The organism is Rubripirellula reticaptiva, assembly GCF_007860175.1.
GTDB lineage: Bacteria > Planctomycetota > Planctomycetia > Pirellulales > Pirellulaceae > Rubripirellula > Rubripirellula reticaptiva.
Genome location: NZ_SJPX01000001.1, coordinates 1,535,814 through 1,556,604, shown reverse-complemented (window position 1 = coordinate 1,556,604; position 20,791 = coordinate 1,535,814). Strand labels below are relative to the sequence as shown.

The 20,791-nt window shown below is 54.7% G+C and carries 12 protein-coding genes and 1 tRNA gene; 8 read left to right on the top strand and 5 right to left on the bottom strand.

Annotated features, from left to right (window positions below):
• The first annotated feature begins 74 nt into the window (after positions 1–74).
• Both Poly59_RS05495 and Poly59_RS05490 read left to right on the top strand, forming a co-directional pair.
• Positions 75–2,072 carry an ATP-binding protein gene (locus Poly59_RS05495; RefSeq protein ID WP_146533002.1) on the top strand — a complete coding sequence of 666 codons (1,998 nt, stop codon included), beginning with the start codon at positions 75–77 and terminating at the stop codon, positions 2,070–2,072.
• Positions 2,069–4,084 carry an EAL domain-containing protein gene (locus tag Poly59_RS05490; RefSeq protein WP_146533001.1) on the top strand — a complete coding sequence of 672 codons (2,016 nt, stop codon included), beginning with the start codon at positions 2,069–2,071 and terminating at the stop codon, positions 4,082–4,084. Before Poly59_RS05495 ends, Poly59_RS05490 begins: the two co-directional genes overlap by 4 nt.
• A 10-nt stretch (positions 4,085–4,094) precedes the next feature.
• Here Poly59_RS05490 and Poly59_RS05485 read toward each other — a convergent pair whose 3' ends face one another.
• Positions 4,095–6,626, bottom strand: coding sequence for a U32 family peptidase (locus tag Poly59_RS05485; protein ID WP_146533000.1), 2,532 nt, complete (start codon positions 6,624–6,626; stop codon positions 4,095–4,097).
• A 239-nt stretch (positions 6,627–6,865) separates the two neighbouring features.
• Here Poly59_RS05485 and Poly59_RS05480 point away from each other — a divergent pair, with 239 nt between their 5' ends.
• Positions 6,866–8,314, top strand: a complete 1,449-nt coding sequence (locus Poly59_RS05480) for a sulfatase family protein (RefSeq protein ID WP_146532999.1) — start codon at positions 6,866–6,868, stop codon at positions 8,312–8,314.
• A 45-nt stretch (positions 8,315–8,359) separates the two neighbouring features.
• A complete protein-coding gene (locus tag Poly59_RS05475) occupies positions 8,360–9,457 on the top strand; it encodes a zinc-dependent peptidase (RefSeq protein WP_146532998.1) in 1,098 nt (365 codons plus the stop codon).
• On the opposite strand, the gene Poly59_RS05470 is transcribed toward Poly59_RS05475, so the two are convergent.
• Positions 9,348–11,831, bottom strand: coding sequence for a GEVED domain-containing protein (locus Poly59_RS05470; protein WP_186776033.1), 2,484 nt, complete (start codon positions 11,829–11,831; stop codon positions 9,348–9,350). The two genes, Poly59_RS05475 and Poly59_RS05470, sit on opposite strands and share 110 nt — an antisense overlap.
• Before the next feature lie 115 nt (positions 11,832–11,946).
• On the opposite strand from Poly59_RS05470, the gene mtnA reads away from it, so the two are divergent.
• Entirely contained in the window at positions 11,947–12,966 is a 1,020-nt protein-coding gene (gene mtnA / locus Poly59_RS05465) for an S-methyl-5-thioribose-1-phosphate isomerase (protein ID WP_146532996.1), read from the top strand.
• A gap of 359 nt (positions 12,967–13,325) precedes the next feature.
• The gene (locus Poly59_RS05460) at positions 13,326–13,559 is read left to right on the top strand and encodes a carbon storage regulator (RefSeq protein WP_146532995.1); all 234 of its coding nucleotides are present in this window, start codon (positions 13,326–13,328) and stop codon (positions 13,557–13,559) included.
• Between the two features lie 36 nt (positions 13,560–13,595).
• On the opposite strand, the gene surE is transcribed toward Poly59_RS05460, so the two are convergent.
• On the bottom strand, positions 13,596–14,339 hold the full coding sequence (gene surE, locus Poly59_RS05455; RefSeq protein WP_246151398.1) for a 5'/3'-nucleotidase SurE: 744 nt from the start codon (positions 14,337–14,339) through the stop codon (positions 13,596–13,598).
• 171 nt (positions 14,340–14,510) lie between these two features.
• Between surE and Poly59_RS05450 the strand changes: the two genes are divergently transcribed.
• Positions 14,511–14,584 (top strand) — tRNA-Ile (locus Poly59_RS05450).
• Positions 14,585–15,217: 633 nt separating this feature from the next.
• Positions 15,218–15,880, top strand: coding sequence for a PEP-CTERM sorting domain-containing protein (locus Poly59_RS05445; RefSeq protein WP_146532993.1), 663 nt, complete (start codon positions 15,218–15,220; stop codon positions 15,878–15,880).
• A 220-nt stretch (positions 15,881–16,100) separates the two neighbouring features.
• Here Poly59_RS05445 and Poly59_RS05440 read toward each other — a convergent pair whose 3' ends face one another.
• A complete protein-coding gene (locus Poly59_RS05440; protein WP_186776032.1) occupies positions 16,101–19,154 on the bottom strand; it encodes an FG-GAP-like repeat-containing protein in 3,054 nt (1,017 codons plus the stop codon).
• 207 nt (positions 19,155–19,361) lie between these two features.
• A complete protein-coding gene (locus Poly59_RS05435) occupies positions 19,362–20,567 on the bottom strand; it encodes a DUF1559 domain-containing protein (protein ID WP_146532991.1) in 1,206 nt (401 codons plus the stop codon).
• Between the last annotated feature and the right edge of the window lie 224 nt (positions 20,568–20,791).

Below are 20,791 nucleotides of genomic sequence, written 5' to 3'. Positions count from 1 at the left end.
CGCGAGCGACATTCGCTAGCACGAACCTAGGTTTGGGAGCCGACCCTCTTGACTCTCAACACGTTCCTGCCGCAATGTTTCCGAGCCTTCCACGACTGACGTCGCTCTTCAACGCAGCCGCGGTTCGCGAATTGAGTACCAGCGCGGCCCAACCGAAGGCTCGAATGCTGCGAACCAACCGAGGCTCGCTACGAAGCAAGTTGGTCCTTGCATTGGCTGCCATGTTTTTGGCGATACTAACGGTGAACGAAATCGTTGGGCACGTTGTGATCAGTCCCGAATTCATGGTGCTCGAAAGGTCGTCTGCGATTCGCGATGCCCACCGAGTCCGGGCCGCAATCGAAGGCGAACTCGAACACTTCAAGGATCTCAACCAACACTGGGCGACGAGTCTGGCAAGCGCGAATTCGGCAGATTGGAATAACACCAATCTGCTTTGGGCCTGCATCGTGGACAGTGACGGAACAACTCTGTGGTTGCACGGTCAAGAATTTGATTCAGACCCCACCATTGCCAAGCTTTTGCAACTCGTCGCAACGTCGACTTCGAACAAGCAGAGCAACGACAACAGCAACGATCCAAGTGGCATTCTAAGGACTGAAAACAGTTGCTTGGCATTCTTTTCCGCATCACCGATCCCCATCGCAAATCCAGACTCGCTATCCACTTCACCAGCCTCGCGTCAATTGATGGTCGGACGTAAGTTCACAGCTAACTTCCTGGCCCGGATTCGCGAACAAACCCAAGTCAACTTTTCAATACAACCACCCAAACAACCAAACTCTTCCGACTCGATGGTCCTTTGGGAAACAGCAGACGCATTGATGGTAGAGTTCCCCTTGCCTTGCGTGCCAATAGCCGACATATCGACGGCTGCTTCTAGCACATCCGATGCGTCAGAAGCGGCACCACAGCCAAGTTCGGCAAACATCTTCATTCGTCTGCCTCACCAAATTGTTTCTCGTGCCGATCATACTTTTTCTCTGGCACGAAACTTGTTCATCCTTGGTAGCGTCTCGGCAATTCTATCGTTGTTGCTGATCCTACAATTCCTCGTGGTCAGTCCACTGAATTGCGTTCGCGATCACTTTAACAGCGTGGGCGTCGACGGGGCCACTCCATCACCATTGGCACTCGACTGCGACGATGAAATCGGCGATCTTTCGCGAGCGTTCGATGCGATGATCAAGCGGCTTAATGAGACTCAGCAACAGCTTTCCGATGCCTCCCAAGCGTCCGGCCGCAGTGAAGTTGCCGCAACCGTGATCCACAACGTCGGCAACGTGCTGACCAATGTGAACAGCCTGATTGACACGGCAACCAATCGAGTTGGAACGCTGCGTGTCGAACCATTGCAAATGCTCGCGTGCCAATTGCAGGAACCAGACGGATCGCCTGAACTGATGCAAGCGACCCCAAAGTACCTTGAAGGGCTCGCGATAAAATGGAAGTCCGACAAAGACTCGTTGGCTGAAATACTGGCGACGCTGAATGACAACGTCAAACACATTCATGACGTCATTCGTGATCAGCAAAAATACGCCGATCACAAGATCGAATATCGGACGGTCGACATCGCCTCGGTTCTTAGTGACGCAATCGCGTGCTGCGAAGCAAGACTAAACGAAAACTTAGTACGCGTCGCAATCATCGGCGACCCCAATATGACCGCTATCGGCGACGCGTCACTTTTGCTGCAAACGATCATTAACATTATCAGCAATGCGACGCAGGCAATGACCCATTCGCAGCCCGATTCGCGAACACTGACGATCAAGTTGACTCAAAATTCAGACGATCTTCACATCGCGATTAGCGATTCCGGTTGCGGCATGACACCCGAGACTCTCGCCCGCGTCTTCGATGCACACTTCACCCTGCGTGAAGGTGGAACGGGCCTTGGACTGCACTTCTGTGCGAACACGATCAAGCAATTGGGCGGTTCGATCCATGCGACTAGCGACGGAATGAATCAAGGTTCGAAATTCGTCATCCAACTGGCTCGGCCAAAGACCAACTCGCCCCATCCAAGCGATACGGCCGCAACAACACACCACAGAGTGCCATCATGACCTACAACGAAACTCGTCGCATTCTGATCGTCGATGATCAACAGCAAATTCACGACACCTTCAAACGACTCTTTTCCCCAAAGGAGCAGGTGGATGACGCGCTGTCGGATTTTGAATCAAGATTTCTAAAGCCGAGCATTGATTCCAGCGATGCCAAGCCCAACTGTGCCGAGAGTCCAAATCCAGTCGGCTACCAACTGACACACGCTCATAGTGGCGATGAGGGCATCGCCTTGGTCACCGCATCAATAGCGCAAGACAATCGGTTCAGCGTTGCGTTTGTCGATATGCGCATGCCGGCGGGCATGGATGGACTACAAACAATCGAAGCAATCTGGGAGATTGATGCCAATTTGCAAGTCGTTGTATGCACTGCCTACAGCGATCATTCGTGGGACCACGTACTCGATCGATTGGGGCGAAACGATCGACTTTTGCTGCTTCGAAAACCATTTGAAACGGACGAGGCGAGACAGCTTGCGTTGGCACTGAGCGAGAAGAGTCGGCTAGAAAAAATTCAGCGACGCGAACTCGAAAAACTTGAACACGAAGTGGTCAAACGCCGCAGTGCAGAACGAGAAATGCGGGCAATGGCGCATCGCGATGCGTTAACGCAGCTTCCCAACCGTCCGTACCTTTTGAAAAAGCTTGACGAAATCATCCAACAGAGATCGGTTGGTGATTGCGTTGACAACGCAGTGCTGTTCTTGGATCTCGATAACTTCAAGATCATCAACGATAGCCTCGGCCACAACGCGGGCGACGACCTACTCAACCAAGTCGCAACGCGTCTGAAGGAGTGCGTTCGAGACTGCGATACAACCGGCCGATATTCTGACGAGGAAACGATTCGACTTGGTGGTGACGAATTTGTGGTGCTGCTTGAAAAGCTTGCCGATGATCGGGATGCGATCATGATCGCCAATCGGATCGTCGAAAAGATCTCAGAACCGTTTCACCTCTGCGGCCGCCTAGTTACTGTGGGAACGAGCGTCGGAATTGCCTACACCTGCGGTCAAACCACCGATGCGCACATTGTCCTTCGCAACGCAGACACCGCGATGTATCGGGCCAAGAATTCGGGAAAGGGACGAATCGCGGTCTTCGATCGTTCCATGCACGCCGATGTGGTCGCTCGAATGGAGCTCGAAAACCAGCTTCGCCGCGCCGTCGACTTAGAAGCATTCGAACTGAACTACCAACCGATTGTTCGCTTGAGTGATGCGCGGATCCAAGGTATCGAAGTGTTGATGCGGTGGAAAAATGAACAAGGCGTCTACATTTCGCCATGCGATTTCATTCCGATGACCGAAGAAATCGGATTGATCGGCAAGGTTGGCGAGTGGGTCCTTGAACACTCGATGATCGCATTCACCAAAGTGATTTCGCAGCTTCCCGCTGGATCCCATGACGACCTTTACATGAGCGTCAATACGTCACGGCGACAGCTCAACGATCCATTCTTCCTTGAACGACTCAATCAGATTTTGGCACGAACGCAATTCTGTCGCCAACGCCTAAAACTAGAGGTCAACGAGTCCTACGATCCGCGACACCGCGAACTAGCGTTGCAGACACTGTTGAACCTTCATCAGTCCGGTGTCGGTATCCATATCGACGACTTTGGCAAGGGGCAGTCGTCGCTGACATGCTTCCAAAGTTACCCGATTGAAACGGTCAAGATTGACCGCAGCTTCACTGCATCGATTGCCACCGATCGTGGTCATGCCGCAATCACTCAGGCGATTGTCCAACTGTCGCACAACCTGGGCGCCAAAATTGTTGCCGAAGGTGTCGAATCGAAACAGCAACTCGATGCGCTGCGAGAATGGGGATGTGACGCGGTACAAGGCTACTATTTCTCAGCGCCGCTAACTGAAACTCAACTGTTCGAACTGCTCGCAAACCCGATGCAATGCGAAGGAATTCGTTCACTGCGACAGCAGCTTGCGGCTCCCGTGATTTTCAGCCAACCATTCAATCGGATGCTGACCAACGAAACGTCAGTATAACCATCGACAGCTACAAGATCGCCAACGGATTGCGTTGAGTTTCAAGGGTTCCCCGGGTCACACCCAATCGGTTTGACGCGTTCAACGTTTGCCAGACCTCTCGGCCGGTAACTTGGCCCGACAACAATTTCTTGTAGACCCCCAGCGTTGTTTTGGTCGTCGCAGCGTCTTCTTCGAGCATCTCGACTCGGAACCACTCGACGCCGCGGTGTATCAGGTCACCGACAACCTCGGCACCGCTTTGCGGCGTCGCGTTGTAAAGCGTGTTCCGACAGGCAACGTCGGCTTGCAGCGGATGCTCGGCACCGACACGATCACGAAGTTGAACGATATGACGGTCACAGGGACGCCCACAATTCGTTTTATTGGTCCCTGGCGAAATCACAGCGCAAAACACACAGTGCTCCATATGAAACATCGGCATGTGTTGGTGCATCACCACTTCTAGCCAATTGGATGGAAGCGAATCGACCAAATCGATCAGTTGTTCGCGATTCAAATCGTACGATGCCGTGACACGTGCCGCCCCTTGATCGCGAAGCCATTCAGCGGAGCGATGATTGGTGACATTCAACGAGAAGTCTGCAATGACGTGTTCAAAGTTTTGGCGGGCGAAATCAATGGCTGCTAAATTGCGAGCCAAGATCACATCGGGCGCAAGCCGAGTCAATACTCGAAGCAGTCCCATCTCGGCCGGCTTCTGCATTCGTACCGTGGCGATACCGATTGGTGTACCAAGGTCTTTGGCCAAATCGACCGCGCTGCGATAAATTCGCACATCATGGAAGTCGGCGTAAACCATGTCCACGCCCACGCGACACGCTGATTCCAACTGTTCCATCGTGCGACACAGCACCGACAACTTTGGCGAAGCGGGTGCATCAACATCGCAAACGATCGGCGCCACCCAAGTGCGAGCGGAATCGACCGACGTGATTCGAATCGGTGGTATTGCTAGCCCCGCTTGGATCGTCTCGACCAAGCTTCGCCGTATTTGGTTTAACATCGCCATCGGGACCATCGGTTGGCCTTCGATTTTGACGGCAAGGTCGCCCAGCACAAACGGGGTTCCGCCTAGTCGCCCCAGCTTTTCTCGCAGTACCGTTTTATCGGCCGGGCGATTGTGGGCAACGTCCAGCGGTGTGTCACCGACCGCCGAAAACGTTCGCCCACCCGCCAAACGAGCTTCAACAGCCAACGGCTGACCAGCCACCGCGACAACCTTCATATCTAGTGTCTGGCGACCGTTGGGATCTTCGCCGGAAAAAGTCATGCGCAACCGGCGGTTTAATTTCGGATCATCGTTTTTGTAAACGACCGCGTCGAGCTGGATTTCGGACCAGTCAATTTCGCCATGACCAAGTCCAATACGAACCAACGAACCGGAGTCTGCTGACTTCAACGATTCGCCCGACTGATCGGCGATCGAGTAAATTCGGCTGCCTTGCTGGTCTTGTCCGCCCGAGCCCGCGATCGCCAGTCCGTCGCCAAGAGAGACGGGGGCTTCAAGACGAACTTCTAGTTCGCCTTGCGAGGTGCTTAGCACTTCGCCGATTCGCACGCCCTTCTTTGACGACGTCAATCCAGGCACGAGCCGCTTATGATCGTTGCCCGACAACCAACCTGGCGAAAAGCCACGCGAGAACGACAACTCCATTTCTCGCTGCGCTTCTTCGTCGACGCTAACCCGACCGCTTACCATTGCTTCGTCAATCGCCCGCCGGTAGTGGCCAGCGATGTTGGCGACGTACTCGGGCGTCTTCAAACGGCCTTCGATTTTGATCGAAGCGACACCTGCGTCGATGACATCCGGGATCGCAGCGTAGCCGGCCAAATCTTGCGGGCTAAGCAAATACTTCACGTCGCCCAAGTGGTGATCATCGCCGTCAACGACCAACTCGTACGGCAATCGACAAGCCTGGGCACACTGACCACGGTTAGCACTTCGGCCGCCCAAAGACTCGCTGGTCAAACACTGTCCTGAATAGGCAACGCACAGCGCACCGTGAATGAAAATTTCGATCGGCATTTCCGTCGCAGATGTGATCTTGCGAATTTCTTCGATCGACAACTCACGCGCTACGACAACTCGGGACAGTCCAAGATCTGCCGCGACCGCGATCGTTTCGGCACTGGTCAAACTCATCTGAGTCGAAGCGTGAATTTCGAGCTCGGGACAGATTTGGCGAACCAAACGTGCGACACCAAAATCCTGGACCAGGACCGCATCAATGCCGGCCAATGCGATGCTCTCGACCACTTTCGCCAGCGCCAACATCTCCGACGGAAACACGAGAGTGTTCAGTGTCACGTAGCCTTTGACTCCGCGTCCGCGAAGCGTCTTGCTGAGTTCCGGCAGATCCGAGATTCCGAAGTTCTGTGCTCGGTAACGGGCGTTGAATCCGCAGTCGAGCCCGAAATAGATCGCATCGGCGCCGTTTTCAATCGCGGCCTTCACACACTGCCAGTCGCCGGCCGGAGCCAGTAGTTCAGGGGCTTTTCGGACGTAAGCGGGATCGGCAGGAATCAGTGGTGTGTGCATCGTCGGCATTATGACAGCGGCAGAGCCGATTTGGGAAACGACAGGAAATTCGAAACAGCCAGAGACCGGCGGTACAGTTATAGCATGGTCAAGTATTTTTCCCTCGCGAAACTTCGCAATCGCGTCGTCATCCAATCACCGCCACAAGGCCGGGTTCACGCGAAAGTTTCAGCTAGAATGCTGCTTGATTGCCTCCCCGCCACCTTGTTTCCTTCCCCTGATTGTGGATTCTCCCTCCCATGCTACGAATTACGTTTGCCGCGGTTGCCTATCTGCTGATGATCGGCCCGATGAATGCGGCCGATCGCCCGAACGTTTTGGTCATCATGGCCGACGATTGCACGTACAACGATTTGCCGTTGTACGGCGGTTTGAACGCCAACACGCCCAACTTGGACAAGCTGGCAGCCGAGGGACTGGTTTTCAATCACGCCTACCTTGCCGAAGCGATGTGCCAACCCTGTCGAGCTGAACTCTACACGGGCCAGTATCCGATGCGAAACGGTTGTGCATGGAACCATTCGTCCAGCCTGCCCGAAACGATCAGCATGCCGCAACACATGGGAAAACTTGGTTATCGCGTCGGAATTGCAGGCAAGGTTCACGTGCTGCCTCAAAAAGCGTTTCCGTTCGAAAACGTACCGGGCTTTGACAAGTCGTGTGTTCGCGAACCGACGCAGACTCATGACCTATCGGGCGTTCGCTCGTTTGTCACGCGTGAATCGGATTCCGGCTCGGAGAAAGAACCATTTTGCTTGGTCATCGCATTGGTCGATCCCCACGTGCCGTGGGTGATGGGTGACGCGTCAGCCTATCCGCCCAAGAACGTCGTCCTGCCGCCCAACATTGCCGACACCAAAATCACACGCGAAGCTTTCTCGCGTTACCTCGCCGAGATCACTTACATGGACGGACAAGTTGGCGAAATCCTTGCGATGCTCAGCGAGACAGGGCACACCGACGATACGCTGGTTTTGTTCACGTCCGAACAGGGCTCGCAGTTCCCAGGTAACAAATGGACAAACTGGGACACCGGAGTCCACACGGCACTGGTCGCACGATGGCCGGGCGTGATTGAGGCTGGCGCTCGCACTGATGCGCTTGTTCAATACGCCGACGTTTTGCCAACGATCATCGATGCAGTCGGCGGAAAGGTAGACGACACCGCGTTTGATGGAACTAGTTTCGCATCAGTGTTAAAAGGCGACTCAGATACCCATCGCAAATATGTCTACGGCGTTCACAACAACGTGCCCGAAGGGCCACCGTATCCGGTTCGCACAGTCAGCAACGGCAAGTACCGATACATCCGCAACCTTAGTCCCGACGATCTGTACATCGAAAAACACGTCATGGCCCACCAAAACAGCACTCAAGTTTCGCGAACGTATTGGCAGACCTGGGTCTGGGACTCGGCAGCATCCGATGAAACCTATCGGCTGGTCGAACGTTACCAGCGACGTCCCGCCGAGACGCTTTACCACACCGCATCCGATCCTTACGAGATGCAAGACTTACTGGCGACAGACTCGGCAGGCACGGCTGAGATTCACGATGAACTTTCTAGCGAGCTTGATCGTTGGTTGAAATCGCAAGCCGACCCGGGCGTCGAGCAAGACACTCGTGAGACTCATAAGGCGGCGAAACAGGGCAAACACCGCTTCCGCGCCCCGCTTTCAGCACGGTAAGCTGCGCACCGATTTGCCGCCGTTTGAAACGCCTACCACATCAAAATGCTCGTAACGCCACAATCGAATCGCCACAACTTCAACGTTTCGCTTGGGCTTGCCATCGCCGTGACGTCAATCGGCATCACGCTTGCGTTCGCGTCGCCTTGGTGGTTGTTGGCGGCGTTGGGAGCACCCCTTGTTTTTGGGTGGTCACGTCACAAAACGAAGCGACGTTTGGAGGTTATGAATGCTCCGTTTCCAGTGGCGTGGGAACAAACGTTGTTAGCGGACGTGGCTTATTTTGTCGCGCTCGACACCGACCAACGAGACCGTTTTCGCAAACTGATGCAAGTCTTCGTCGACGAAGTCGCGATCACGGGCATACGAACCGACGTTGATGAACGGACCGTCGCATTGGTGGCTGCCAGCGCGGTGATCCCGATCTTTGGATTCGATGATTGGGAATACTCGGGGCTTGGCGAAGTCTTGATTTACCCCAATGCCTACGGCGAAGGATACAAAACCGATGCCGGCAGCGACCGGCGCACTTTGGGAATGATTGGCGCCTATCATCTGAGCGGAGTGATGATCCTTTCGAAACCGGATTTGATCGCCGGCTTCACCAACCAAACGGACAAACGCAACGTCGGTATCCATGAGTTCTCGCACCTCGTCGACAAACAAGACGGATCGATCGACGGCGTGATTGCGACTAGTACTGGGGATGCTGCGGTCGACGTCGCTGCCACCGATGTCACCGTGCCGTGGATTCGATGGGTCGCCGAAGAACTGCGTCGTCAACCTGGTCACGACGAACACATCGATGACTATGCTTACACGAACGAGGCCGAGTACTTGGCGGTCTTGTCCGAGTACTTCTTTGACACGCCTGCGATGTTGGCAAAAAAAGATCCGCATCTGTACGAAATGCTCGAAAAGATCTATCGCCAAGATCCGAAAAAGTTACTCGCCAACGTCAGCCATCCCATTGGCCAACGAAAACGAAGAATTGGTCGCAACGACAACTGCCCCTGTGGCAGCGGCGAGAAGTTTAAAAGATGCTGCTTAAAACGACATCGTCGTCGCCCAGGTCATCATCAAACGCCCAGTTCGACGTTGCCATCAGGTGATCGATCCACAGAATCTCAGGCTCGGAACTGATCCGGATACGGGCAAGTTCATTGATCACGCGCAGGGCATCGAGCGCCGTCACTCGTCCGTCACCGTTCTGATCGAAATAGGTATCCGGCCAAACCAATACGGTGCTTGGATCATCCAGATCTTGGGTCACGCCATCTGAAAACTCACGCCGTCCAAGTTCGTTGATGATCCGCAGTGCGTCACTGGCCGAGACGTCACCGCTGTTGTTGACGTCACTGACAAGAACCAGGTTTTGCCATGGCTGTTGCGTTTCGACAGACACAAGCGACGTGCCATTTTTGTCTACGATTGTTCGCACGAACCGACCATCGATTTGCTGCCCCGCCCCCATCTTCACAGCCGACGGACTCGTCGATGAAATCACGACCGGTGCTTGAGCGTCGACCAAAAGCACTGCGTTACCGTCGATGTCATTGATAACAACGGAGCCAACCGATGCGACTAGCGACGACAAGATCGTCGCCGAACCCGACTCCACCACAACCACACCATCACGGACTTGGACCACGTCGTCCGAGGCGTTCAGATTCACGTGGATTTCGGGTGCCGAGGCACCATCCAAAATAGTGATCCGGTAATCTTCGACCTCGCCATCCGTCGCGGATCCGGTCACTGCCAAACCGCCAGCGCTGCTGAGCCGGAACCGAGCAAAAGTTTCACCGACTTCGGCAATCGACGGCACGGGAACGGGGACTGTCGTTGATCCAGCGAGAACGCTGACTGACGTGGCAAATTTTTCGCCCAGGTCATCCCAGTCACCATCGCGATTGAAGTCGATCCAAGCATCCAGGACGCCAGCGGCCGACGCCGTCACCAGCACCCCGCCGGTGTAGGTGCCGTCGCCAAACGCAACAATATCCGTGATAAAGCGAATTCCATCATCTAAATCGTCTGTGTCGGCTGCCTGGCTGGGTTGACCGTCGGCATCCGCCGAAACACCTGCACCTAGGAACAAGTCGCCGATCTCGTGGCGCGCGCCGTCATCGGTAATCATGACAGGATACGTCTCCGGTGCGTCACCCCGATCGTACAGGATCGGCGGTGAATCGACGGTGATTGTGATGCGTTTTGGCGCCGACGTGTCGTTACCGCCCCCGGAATCAGTCACCGTCACATCAAACGACACGCTGCCGACCAGATCAGTACGAGCGGCGTATGTCAGCGTACCACTGGCATCGATTGCCGGATCAGCATCGAAAAACGTTGGGTCGTCAAAGTTTGAAATCGAATAGCGAACAATGGTCTGATCCGATTCGTTATCGGGACCGGGCACAAAGTCGGTCGCGAAATTCGCTACGGTTTGCGGCCCTGCATTTTGCAAAACTGATGGCGGATTCACGGCGTTGAACGTCGGTGGATCATTGACCGCGTTGATGGTGATCGTGCCAACGCTAATCATTGATGTGTCGTCGCCACCATTTTCGGTGCCACCGTTGTCCTGGACCGAGACATCAAACGTCGCAACACCGTTTGCATTGGCTGCCGATCGAAAGCGCAGCGTTCCGTCAACGTCGATTGTTGGCTGGGTCGTAAACAGCGACGGATCACTGACATTGGTCACGTGATAGGCCAATACCGATTGCTTCGTGATTTCGGTAACACGAAGGTCGAGTGCGTAGTGATTCAGCGGGCCAGTCTGCTGGATATAGAACGTGTAGGTTCCGGCGGCCAACGGAGGCGTGAAACGACTGCCAGTCACGACGCCCGCTCGGCGCAGAATGCTGGCACCGCCGACGTCGGGTAAATCATCCAGACCGAACACCGTTCCGCCAATGAACGCTGTTTCATCCAAGAATGGATTGATGTTGAAATCCAAATCGAATGCGTCGTAGGGAAACGAATCGGTATCATTGATTGCCAAGAAAGCATTCCGCTCGTTCGAATTCGCAGGCGGTTCGTCGTACGAATACTCCAGCACGAATAACCCATCGAGCTGGAAACCAGGTTCGATTTGAAACGTGAACACATCAACGTTGCCAACCGACTTTGCCGACTCGACCGTTCCGCGAACAATGTTGGAACCGATCGCGAGCGTTCCCAGATTGGTTGGCGTGGTGTTGTCGGCCGACATCGGATTGACGGTACCACCTGCGCCTTCATCGTGGATCACTTGTGACGCCGTTGACTCATCTCCCTCGCCCGGTCCTGGATCGAAGTCGGTCGCAAAATCTGCAATCGTCTGCAACGGCAGGTCTTCATCCACTGTCACCGGATTGGCAATCACAAAGCTAGGCTGGGCATTCGCTGTCGATTCGCCCTCGGCAGAGATCCCCGAACCCCATGTCGTCAACACGGTGGTCAACAGTCGACGAGTTTCCAAAGACTCGAAACGGCGGCGTTTGGTTCGATAGCGTGAATGTGAAGAAGGCGTCATGGCTGTCTCGGCAGGATGAATGTCAGCGGTTAGTTTAGTCCTTCGGCTTCGCATCGTCTTGGTGAAGACCGTTGAACTGATTCTTAACTCGTCTTTATGGCTTGGAAGTGCCTCCATGAACGCCAACACGACTCCCGAGACTCTCGCCTTTACCGATGGGAAATTGGTGCTGATCGATCAAACACGATTGCCTGGCGAGTTGGTAACGCTGGTATGTGAAAACGTGGAACAGACGCACGACGCGATCAGTCGCCTCGTTGTCCGCGGAGCTCCGGCCATCGGAATCGCGGCCGCCTATGGCGTTTGTTTAGCGAGCCCGGCCAATCACGAAGGCTATCTCGCCGCGATCGAGCGACTGGCCACCAGTCGCCCAACGGCGGTGAACTTGTTTTGGGCGCTCGATCGCATGAAGGATGTGATCCAGCGAACCACCGCGGACGACGATCTTGCCGAGTTACTGCTTAGTGAGGCGATCACGATCCACGACCAAGATCGCCAAATGTGTCGAGACATCGGACGTCACGGAGCGAGCCTGCTGGGCGACTGTCGGGCCGTGCTGACGCATTGCAACGCCGGCGGATTAGCGACCTCGATGTGGGGAACCGCGCTGGCGCCGATCTATCACCTGCACCAAGCCGGCCACCCGATCGAAGTTTTCGCCGATGAAACCCGGCCGCTGCTACAGGGTGCAAGATTGACCGCTTGGGAACTGAGCCAGGCCGGCGTGCCGGTCACCGTGTTGACCGATTCGATGGCCGGCAGCCTGTTGAAATCCGGCAAGATCGATGCTGTCATCGTCGGCGCCGATCGCATCGCTGCCAATGGTGACGCAGCAAACAAAATCGGCACGTATCCGCTGGCAGTGCTGGCCAGATACCATAACGTGCCGTTCTACGTTGCGGCCCCGTCAAGCACCTTTGACATGGCTTTGCCGACCGGCGACCTGATTCCAATCGAACAGCGGTCCCGGACCGAAGTCAGCAACCCGCATGGAACCTGCGTGGTCCCCGACGCGGCAAACGTCATGAACCCGGCGTTTGATGTCACGCCGGCCGAACTGATCACGGCCATCATTACCGAGCGAGGCGTGGTCACCGCCCCCAACCCGGCAAAGCTCACCGAGCACCTGAGGTAAACCTCAGAGGCAGAGTGCCAGACAAGATCGAAAGCAATTTTGCGGCCGTGACCAGACGTGTCACCGGTCGATGCGATAGTTCTTTTGTCGCGAGGAGGAACCCAGTCGATCTCAAATCGAGACGACTGGTTCAAATCGCGCTCCAGTGGTGGTTAAAGAGCCATTGCGGGGGATCACCAAAAAAATGACAGCAATTAGCGACGTTGAAAAAAAGTGACCAAAAATCTGCTCAAACGCTGATTTTTGCTCAAGAAACCAAAAAAGTTCGTTGCGAAAGCTCTGGTGACCACAGATTGGCACAACGTTTGTACCAATCGTTAGGAAAATCACATCACAAATCGTTTTCAGGGAAGTAAATCATGTTGGTACTCAGCCGCAAAGAAGGTGAACAACTACTAATTGGCGACAACATTGTTTTGACAATCAACCGATTGTCGGGCAATCGAGTTGCGATTGGCATCGAAGCTCCTCGCGAAGTTCGAATCGTTCGCGGTGAACTGGAACGCCACGATGTCGCCGCGCCAGGTTCGGCACCGGTTGCGATGTCCATGGACGACGCGAACGTTGCCGTTGCAAGCAAGCCTCATCACTGAACTCTCGTCACAGGTTCGAAGAGCTCGCAGCCTTGACTAAGCCACCTGAGGCTTCATCCGCGACAGCGTGATCTGACCGGCAAAGCATCGGTCAACGTCAGAACCGGCGTTCCGCGGGCGTCCATGAAATTCTGACGTCATCGCCAGCTTTTGCGTCAACTCCCGTTCACTCGGTGACAATTGCCCAGTTCGAACCATCGGATGTGAATCGACTCCGCATTCAATTCGACTGGGCTTTGTCCCCCGTGGATCAACGGCGGGAAGGTTTACATTCCAAAGTAGGGCGTCATCTTTGAACGCATCCTCGCAAACGGAGTGGAAGAATTCGGCAAGTGTCTCGCCCAGCCAGTCGGGTGCGTGATCCCATGTTTTCGGAACATCCGGATGTCGATAGTGCGATGCTGCCAGCGCCGGAATCCGCTGCAGGGCCGCTTCGCGTGCCGCGGCGAAGGTTCCACTGATCAGAAGATCGATTCCCAAGTTCGCACCTGCGTTGATGCCAGAGATAACCGCATCAACTTTAGGTACCAACGTCGAAATGGCTGCACGAACGCAATCAACTGGCGTTCCATCGACCGAGTACCAACCCGGTTGATGCTGGCGAATGACCAGCGGGCGCCCCGTGGTGACACTATGCCCGCATTCACTGCGGCCACGATCGGGCGCGACCACCGAAACCGTTGCCGTATTCGGCAATACAGCAGTCACCGATTTGTAGAGCGCAGCCAGACCTTCTGCGTCGATACCGTCGTCATTGGTCAACAGAATATTCAAAATCAAACCGATCGTAGGTTAAGAAATCCGAGCATCCGCAGCGGTCAACCACCAACTCCACTATTCCGCCCACACCTCGCCCCCCACCGATCAGCAACAAGTGCGGATCCGACCGATGCGACTGGATTCAAGGGAGTGGGAAAGCAGCCGACTTCCGTCTAAAATGCCACATCCTAGGGGGCTGTAGCTCAGTTGGTTAGAGCACACGACTCATAATCGTTTGGCCGAAGGTTCAAGTCCTTCCAGCCCTATTAGATAGTAGTTTCCCACCCCGTCTTTTACGAGGTATTCCCGTGATTCACGGGGTGAAACTGCCCCGGTGGTTCCACAGATAACGCCAGATATACCCTGAATGGAAACACCACGGGAACCTCCATCATCAGGCTGGCGAGGTTTGCTTATTCGGGTCGCCGTTTCGAAGGTAGGGTCCGACGCCAGCAAAACGACTCGTGGATTGCCATCGCATATTGCTTCATCGCCACGGGCACCGCAGTGTCCAACCCCGGCAGCAATGTTTGTGCATGCCCAGACCAATCACACCTTGGACTTAGCCAACAGTAAGGCCCCGCTAGCCGAGCACCATCGATGTGTTGGTCGTGGCGCTGCGACGAAACAATCGTGTCAGTGAAGCGTCATCGGATAGTGCCCCCCGCAACGATGCCACCCCGTTCACAGGAAAACTCACACCGATTCTTAGATCGCAGTGTTTGCGTCTCACCTAATCGGAGGCGGCGGCGTGAACGAGGAACGGGATCCAATACCCACGTTCAGCTATCGGGCGAGTGCGTCGGAACGAACTGCAGAGAGTCACCTTTTCTTGAACCGGGTAGCGGTTGTCACTACGATAGGCCTCTCGCAATCACGAGTCCTTTCGGAGCTCCGCAATGTTTTTTCGATTCCTCTTATTGCTATTGTCGGTTGCCGCCGTTGGCCCCGCCGCCAACGCCGCCCTGGTTTTCAGCATTGGATCGACGACGATTGCGCCGGCGGGCAACGCCACCATCGACGTGTTTGTTAGTTCTGACGTTGGCTCTGTCTCGTTTCAATCGATTGACGTTGAGTTCTATATCGGTCCCGAATTCCCGGCCAACCCCTATGTCGAAGCGGGTTTCGCAATGACGGATTCTGAATCGTTCGCGAATGATCCATCGTATGTGTTCTATTTGAACAGTGATGCGACGGGGACCGGATCTCCGATCACCGAATCGAATGAAAATGGATACGGAATCGATCGTTTGTTCTTTGTCGACTCAACCGCCGATGAAATGAATATCACGCTCAATAGCGGCGAAAGCCGATTACTTGCGCAGCTTGAATTAAGCCACAACAATCCCGATGGCGAGGAGCTGAGCTACTTCATTAGTGTGTCGGGTTCCGTCAAAGATGCATTGGGGGCCTTTGTCCCGACCGGAGGGAACTTTGGCCACATCGATGTTGTGGCAGTCCCCGAACCATCTTGCCTTGCTTTGATGACCATTGCGACGGGCGCGATCGCGTACACATCCAGAAGGCGCCGAGCCAGCCGTTGCATCACGACGGAAGGGTAAGTTCTTGGAAAAGCGAAACTAGGTTCATGGCACGGTCGGAAAACAGTGCTCGTTGACGGCTTAAAGAGGACCTATTCCACAGCCCAATCACCGCTTCGGGATGTGTAGGTGAGATCCGCCGGAATTGGGCAAACGGGAACCAGCAGTGCACCCTCATCACGACTGACACTAGAAAACACTGTGCGTTCAGCCGGAACCCCAATTCCTTCGAACCCTATTTCTATTGATCTTGAATTTTGGGTTGTCTGGCAGCACTGGACTCGTGATTCCAGATTTGGCCACTGCCCTCGATCAAGAGGACGCGTGTGTCGACGGGCGGATCAGGGAATGTCTGACTTTTTCCGCTGGGCCACGAAACATCAATCCGATCGAGTCGGTTGATTGATCCGACCCCAAAGCTCATCAGCGGCTCATTCTTGCACAGATAACCGTCTCCGGCTTGGCAAAATTGCGTCCAAGTCCGATCGCCCGCAACGACGGTGACGATCGCGCCAATCGCATCGCGTTCGGCGTGTGTTCCGACCAACTCGATTTGCAAAAAGTGGTTTTGAGTTGTCGTACGATTTTCCAACAACTCGGCCGGTCCGTTGACCTCGGTGGTGACCAAGTCGGTTCGTCCATCTCGATTCCAATCGCACTTCGCAACGGCTCGTCCAAGACGGTCGGTATTCCAGTAGTCGTCGTCACCCTTGGGGACAATCGCGACGTACTTCTGATTGACCATCGTCAAGACCTGTGTCCGCATCTTGAATTTCTGACGCTTGTTCCGGAAATCTTCGATATGTCCGTTTCCGATCGCGAGATCCCAAGTGCTGTTGTTGTCGAAATCGAATGCCTGGACTCCGAATCCAAGCATCCTAGCCGAAACGTCGTCGATTCCCATCGCAACAGCCGCATCGACGAATACGCCTGACGCATTTTGCATGTACTGGTTGGACCATTCGTCGTAAAAGTTTGTGATGTGCAAATCGAGACGTCCGTTGTGATCGAAATCCGCGGCCGCGATTCCCATGCATGCCTTGGGCTTCCCACCGGGACCGTAAGCCAAACCCATCGCGACGGCCGCATCCGACCATGCCGCCCGATCGTCGGGTGCCGAGGAATCGAACTTCCAAACCTGGTTCGCTTTCTGGTCGCAACCGATGAACAGCTCGTTTCGTCCATCCGAATCAAGATCCGCAACCAACACGCCCATCCCAGTGCTCAGCTGGGCATTTTCATCGGACGGCATCGAATGCCCACGGTATTGGCCGTTGCCCTGCGAGACAAAGACACGCTGAGGCGCGGGATCAAAATGAAGTGGTCCTGGCAGCCTCATTGCCTTGCCTTGCGCATCACGCTGGATCGGATCAAAGACACGTGGATCGTCGACGTAATTGACTTCCGCAATTTCAGGCAAACCATCGCCTGTCAAATCAGCGATCGCGACGGACATCGACAACATGGGATGCTGCCAAGTGTCGTCTTGCACCGGAACAGGTCGAAACGTCCCATCGCCTTGATTGACCAGACACACATTGACCCCGATATTTCCAACCACCAAATCAGCAAACCCGTCCTGGTTGACATCGCCCGCGGTCACGCCCATTGAGTAGTGGTTGTCGGTTGTCTCCGATGCAATTGTTTGATCGAGAAAACGACCATCGACTTGTCGAAAGATTCGATTCGAGTGCTGACTGACCCCACCAGGCGGATCAGTTGCGGCCTGGCAAAAGTAAAAGTCCACTTGCCCGTCCAAGTCAAAGTCCAAACAGGCCACACCTCCGCCAAGCGGCTGAAACAACCGAAACTCGCGTTGCACCGGCACCGTGGCATTGCGGTGAAGAAAATCGAGCCCTAACGACTGGGCTACGCCAACGAATACGGGATGCTCAAATCCGGACGGCGCTGACGATTCATGATCCGACGCCGAGCCTTGCAGTGAATCCAGTTCTTTGCGATCCCACGATGCAACTTTGACGAACCAGGGTTCCGCCGAACCAAAGTCCTGTGGAACCAATCCGCCGATGACCGCAGAGTCGTTTCGTCCACTCGGATATTGCTGAAGAAGTTTTTGTTTGTATTCGGACAACGTCTTCAACTGAATCGAACCGGGCGCAGAATTCGCGACCCACATTTCTTGCCATGCGACCGACTCGACCCATCGCCCCAGTTCATTGAGCACCTCGACAAGCCGCTGCAGCATTTCCACGTTGCCTGCTTGATCGGTCGCTAAGTGCTGCGACAACCACGCCGACTCTTCAACCAACCTGGATGTCTTGCGAGCCTTATCGGCCGCGGACTGATTGCCTTTCAGCTGAAGAGCCGCGATCAAACCAGTCCATGCCTCGACACAGCCTGGTTCACGCCGACATGCTTCGACGAAACAAGCCGCTGCGGAGTCATCTCGATCGTGCATCGCCAGTGCTCCCATTGCCAACCAGTAAGCGGGATAGCGACGAAGTTCGTCGGACCTGATTGAAGTTCCGCTGGCCCAGCGGCGCAGCGAATCGAACTGGTTCGTTTCGGCCCACAGCAACCCCATCATGGCCGTCGCCGCTGGATCGCCAGACGCCAACAGTTCACTTTCCGACAAGCACTCAATCGCTTCGCCGAAATCGCTGCGGGAGCGCAGCGCGCTGACCACACCTAAGACTCCGTAACGACTCAGATGGTCGGCATTATCGATGTCTGGTTTTTCAGTAAAAGTAGAAAACGGACGCATCGGATTGATCAGCGAAATCAAGTCGCGCATGCTCAGCGGTTGTTCTGCGGCGACACCACGCATCACCTCGTTGGCATCGAACCGAAACCCCTGTGAATTGAAGATCTCGGCAAGACGCCGCCGCGCCGAAACAAACCCTGGCTTCCGCCGGACGATCGCCTTGAAGCGATTGATTGCGTCTTTCGAATCACCGGCTAAAACGGCGACCTCCGCTGCCTCGGCTTCGCAAGCGTCACTTTGATCAGGGTTCGTCGCCGCCAAGCGATCCAATAGCTCGATCGCAGCCGAGAACTGCTGGCGACGCACCAACAGATGCGACATCAAGACCCCGGCAGACAAATCATCGGGCTGCCGAATCAATTGAGCCTGCAGAATCGACTCGGCACGATCCAACTGATTTGTTTGGAGTGCTATGGACGCTTCCTCGAGCGGCGACTCGGGCAGTTCACTGTTGCTGATCTCAACAACCGCTGTTTCAACTTCGCGAGAACAGCCGGTCACCATGACGGAAACTAGCAGTGCGACGAGAAGCGAGACAACCTGACGACGACAGAAAATAGACAATGTCAAAAGCTCAAGGATAGAAAAGACCAACGACGAGTGGAATCAACACAGACCATCATTTGACCGCATTTTTCATCGTGGAACACGACCGGAACACGCGACTCGATTTCGTCTCCGATCATCAACGGCCATAAAAAAACCTCGCCGCCCCAATTAAGAGACGGCGAGGCGATTTAGTCGCAAAAGAGTGTCCTAGAGAATAGAACTCTGAGACTAGAACTCTTCGCTGATCGTTTCACTGCTCGCACGCGTACCGAGCGCACCCCACAAACCGTAAGGGCTCTTCGATCCAGGTGGTGTTCCCGGTGACCCCGTTTTCACAACGGCCTGACGCAGGTTACCAGCTTCGATCGAATCGGTGATGAACTTGATAGCTCCGTCACCCATTAGCACGTGACAACCGCCTTGGTGACGGCTACTTGGTGGAAGAACGCCGGTGTCAAAGTCACCACCGCCACCGATGCAGACCTCGCGGTTTGGCGGCAACATCGTTGTGATGCTGGTGTACGTTGGCACCGAATCGGACCAACGGAAACCACGACGCCAACCATTGCTGCGACCACCTGGATTGCTGGTGGCGGTCACAGGCGGGTTGTTCCAAAACTGCGGACGCAGTGGATCAATCAACGGAGTCGTGTCGTCAGCACAAGCGCTCGGATTGGCATGGATCGTGCCCCAACCAATGCCGTAGTACGGCTGAGTTCGCTTGTCGCCATCGCCGAGATCCGTTGCGATTTCACCGCATGCGATCGTGTTTGATAGTCCATCAAGAATGTCGCGGAACTTGGTTTGCTTGCGGTTGTAAAAGAAACCACGATTGGCTGCATTGGCGGCGGCGATATGGCCTTGGTTCCAGGTGTTGTTCTGCCAACGCCAATAACCCCAGTTCACCCAGTCCGATGAGTCACCAATGTTGGCAGCATAGTTGGTACGTGCCATTGCGGGCAAACCAACACCGGGATCACTCGGACAACGAAGTGCAGGAACTTCGGTCACCCAAGGCGTGTAGCGACCATCCCAAGGGCGTGGTCCCATCGCCTGGAAAACAAAACTGCCTTGATAGTCTCGTGGGTTCGAAATCTGTTCCCACAAGGCTTGCTGTTCGATGAACGGGGTAATCCCGATCAACCAACTTTGACGAAACCGGTTGTTATCGCCAGCGTCGTTGTTGAGTCCCCCATTCGAGGACAGAAGATACGTTCCGCCGGACTGCTTGGGCAGCGCTTTGAAAGCGGAATGGTAGTTGTGCAGCGCCAAGCCGATTTGCTTGAAGTTGTTGCTGCAACTCATTCGTCGTGCTGCTTCGCGAGCAGCTTGAACAGCGGGCAACAATAGGCCCACCAGAACTCCAATGATTGCGATCACGACCAGTAGTTCAACGAGTGTGAACCCTGGCTTACTCTGTCTCAGTCTCTTCATTTCAAACTCCTAGAAAAGAGGGCGCTATCTTCACCCTTACAGAAAAACATCGGAAAACGCCGAAACTTAACGTCTTCCTCTACACCTACAAAACGGGCCGTAAGACCCTCATAAGGAAGAAAAGCCAGCCTAAGGGATGGCGAACGCTAAATCAAGGCAAAAGTACACAAACTTATAAATTACAACACCTAAAAAACTCAATTCAGCTGTGTTTAATCTTACGC

Bases quoted from the DNA above. Each gene is read 5' to 3' on its own strand.
- Poly59_RS05495 (WP_146533002.1), top strand. From the start codon at position 75: ATGTTTCCGAGCCTTCCACGACTGACGTCGCTCTTCAACGCAGCCGCG.
- Poly59_RS05490 (WP_146533001.1), top strand. From the start codon at position 2,069: ATGACCTACAACGAAACTCGTCGCATTCTGATCGTCGATGATCAACAG.
- Poly59_RS05485 (WP_146533000.1), bottom strand. From the start codon at position 6,626: ATGCACACACCACTGATTCCTGCCGATCCCGCTTACGTCCGAAAAGCC.
- Poly59_RS05480 (WP_146532999.1), top strand. From the start codon at position 6,866: ATGCTACGAATTACGTTTGCCGCGGTTGCCTATCTGCTGATGATCGGC.
- Poly59_RS05475 (WP_146532998.1), top strand. From the start codon at position 8,360: ATGCTCGTAACGCCACAATCGAATCGCCACAACTTCAACGTTTCGCTT.
- Poly59_RS05470 (WP_186776033.1), bottom strand. From the start codon at position 11,831: ATGACGCCTTCTTCACATTCACGCTATCGAACCAAACGCCGCCGTTTC.
- mtnA (WP_146532996.1), top strand. From the start codon at position 11,947: ATGAACGCCAACACGACTCCCGAGACTCTCGCCTTTACCGATGGGAAA.
- Poly59_RS05460 (WP_146532995.1), top strand. From the start codon at position 13,326: ATGTTGGTACTCAGCCGCAAAGAAGGTGAACAACTACTAATTGGCGAC.
- Poly59_RS05445 (WP_146532993.1), top strand. From the start codon at position 15,218: ATGTTTTTTCGATTCCTCTTATTGCTATTGTCGGTTGCCGCCGTTGGC.
- Poly59_RS05435 (WP_146532991.1), bottom strand. From the start codon at position 20,567: ATGAAGAGACTGAGACAGAGTAAGCCAGGGTTCACACTCGTTGAACTA.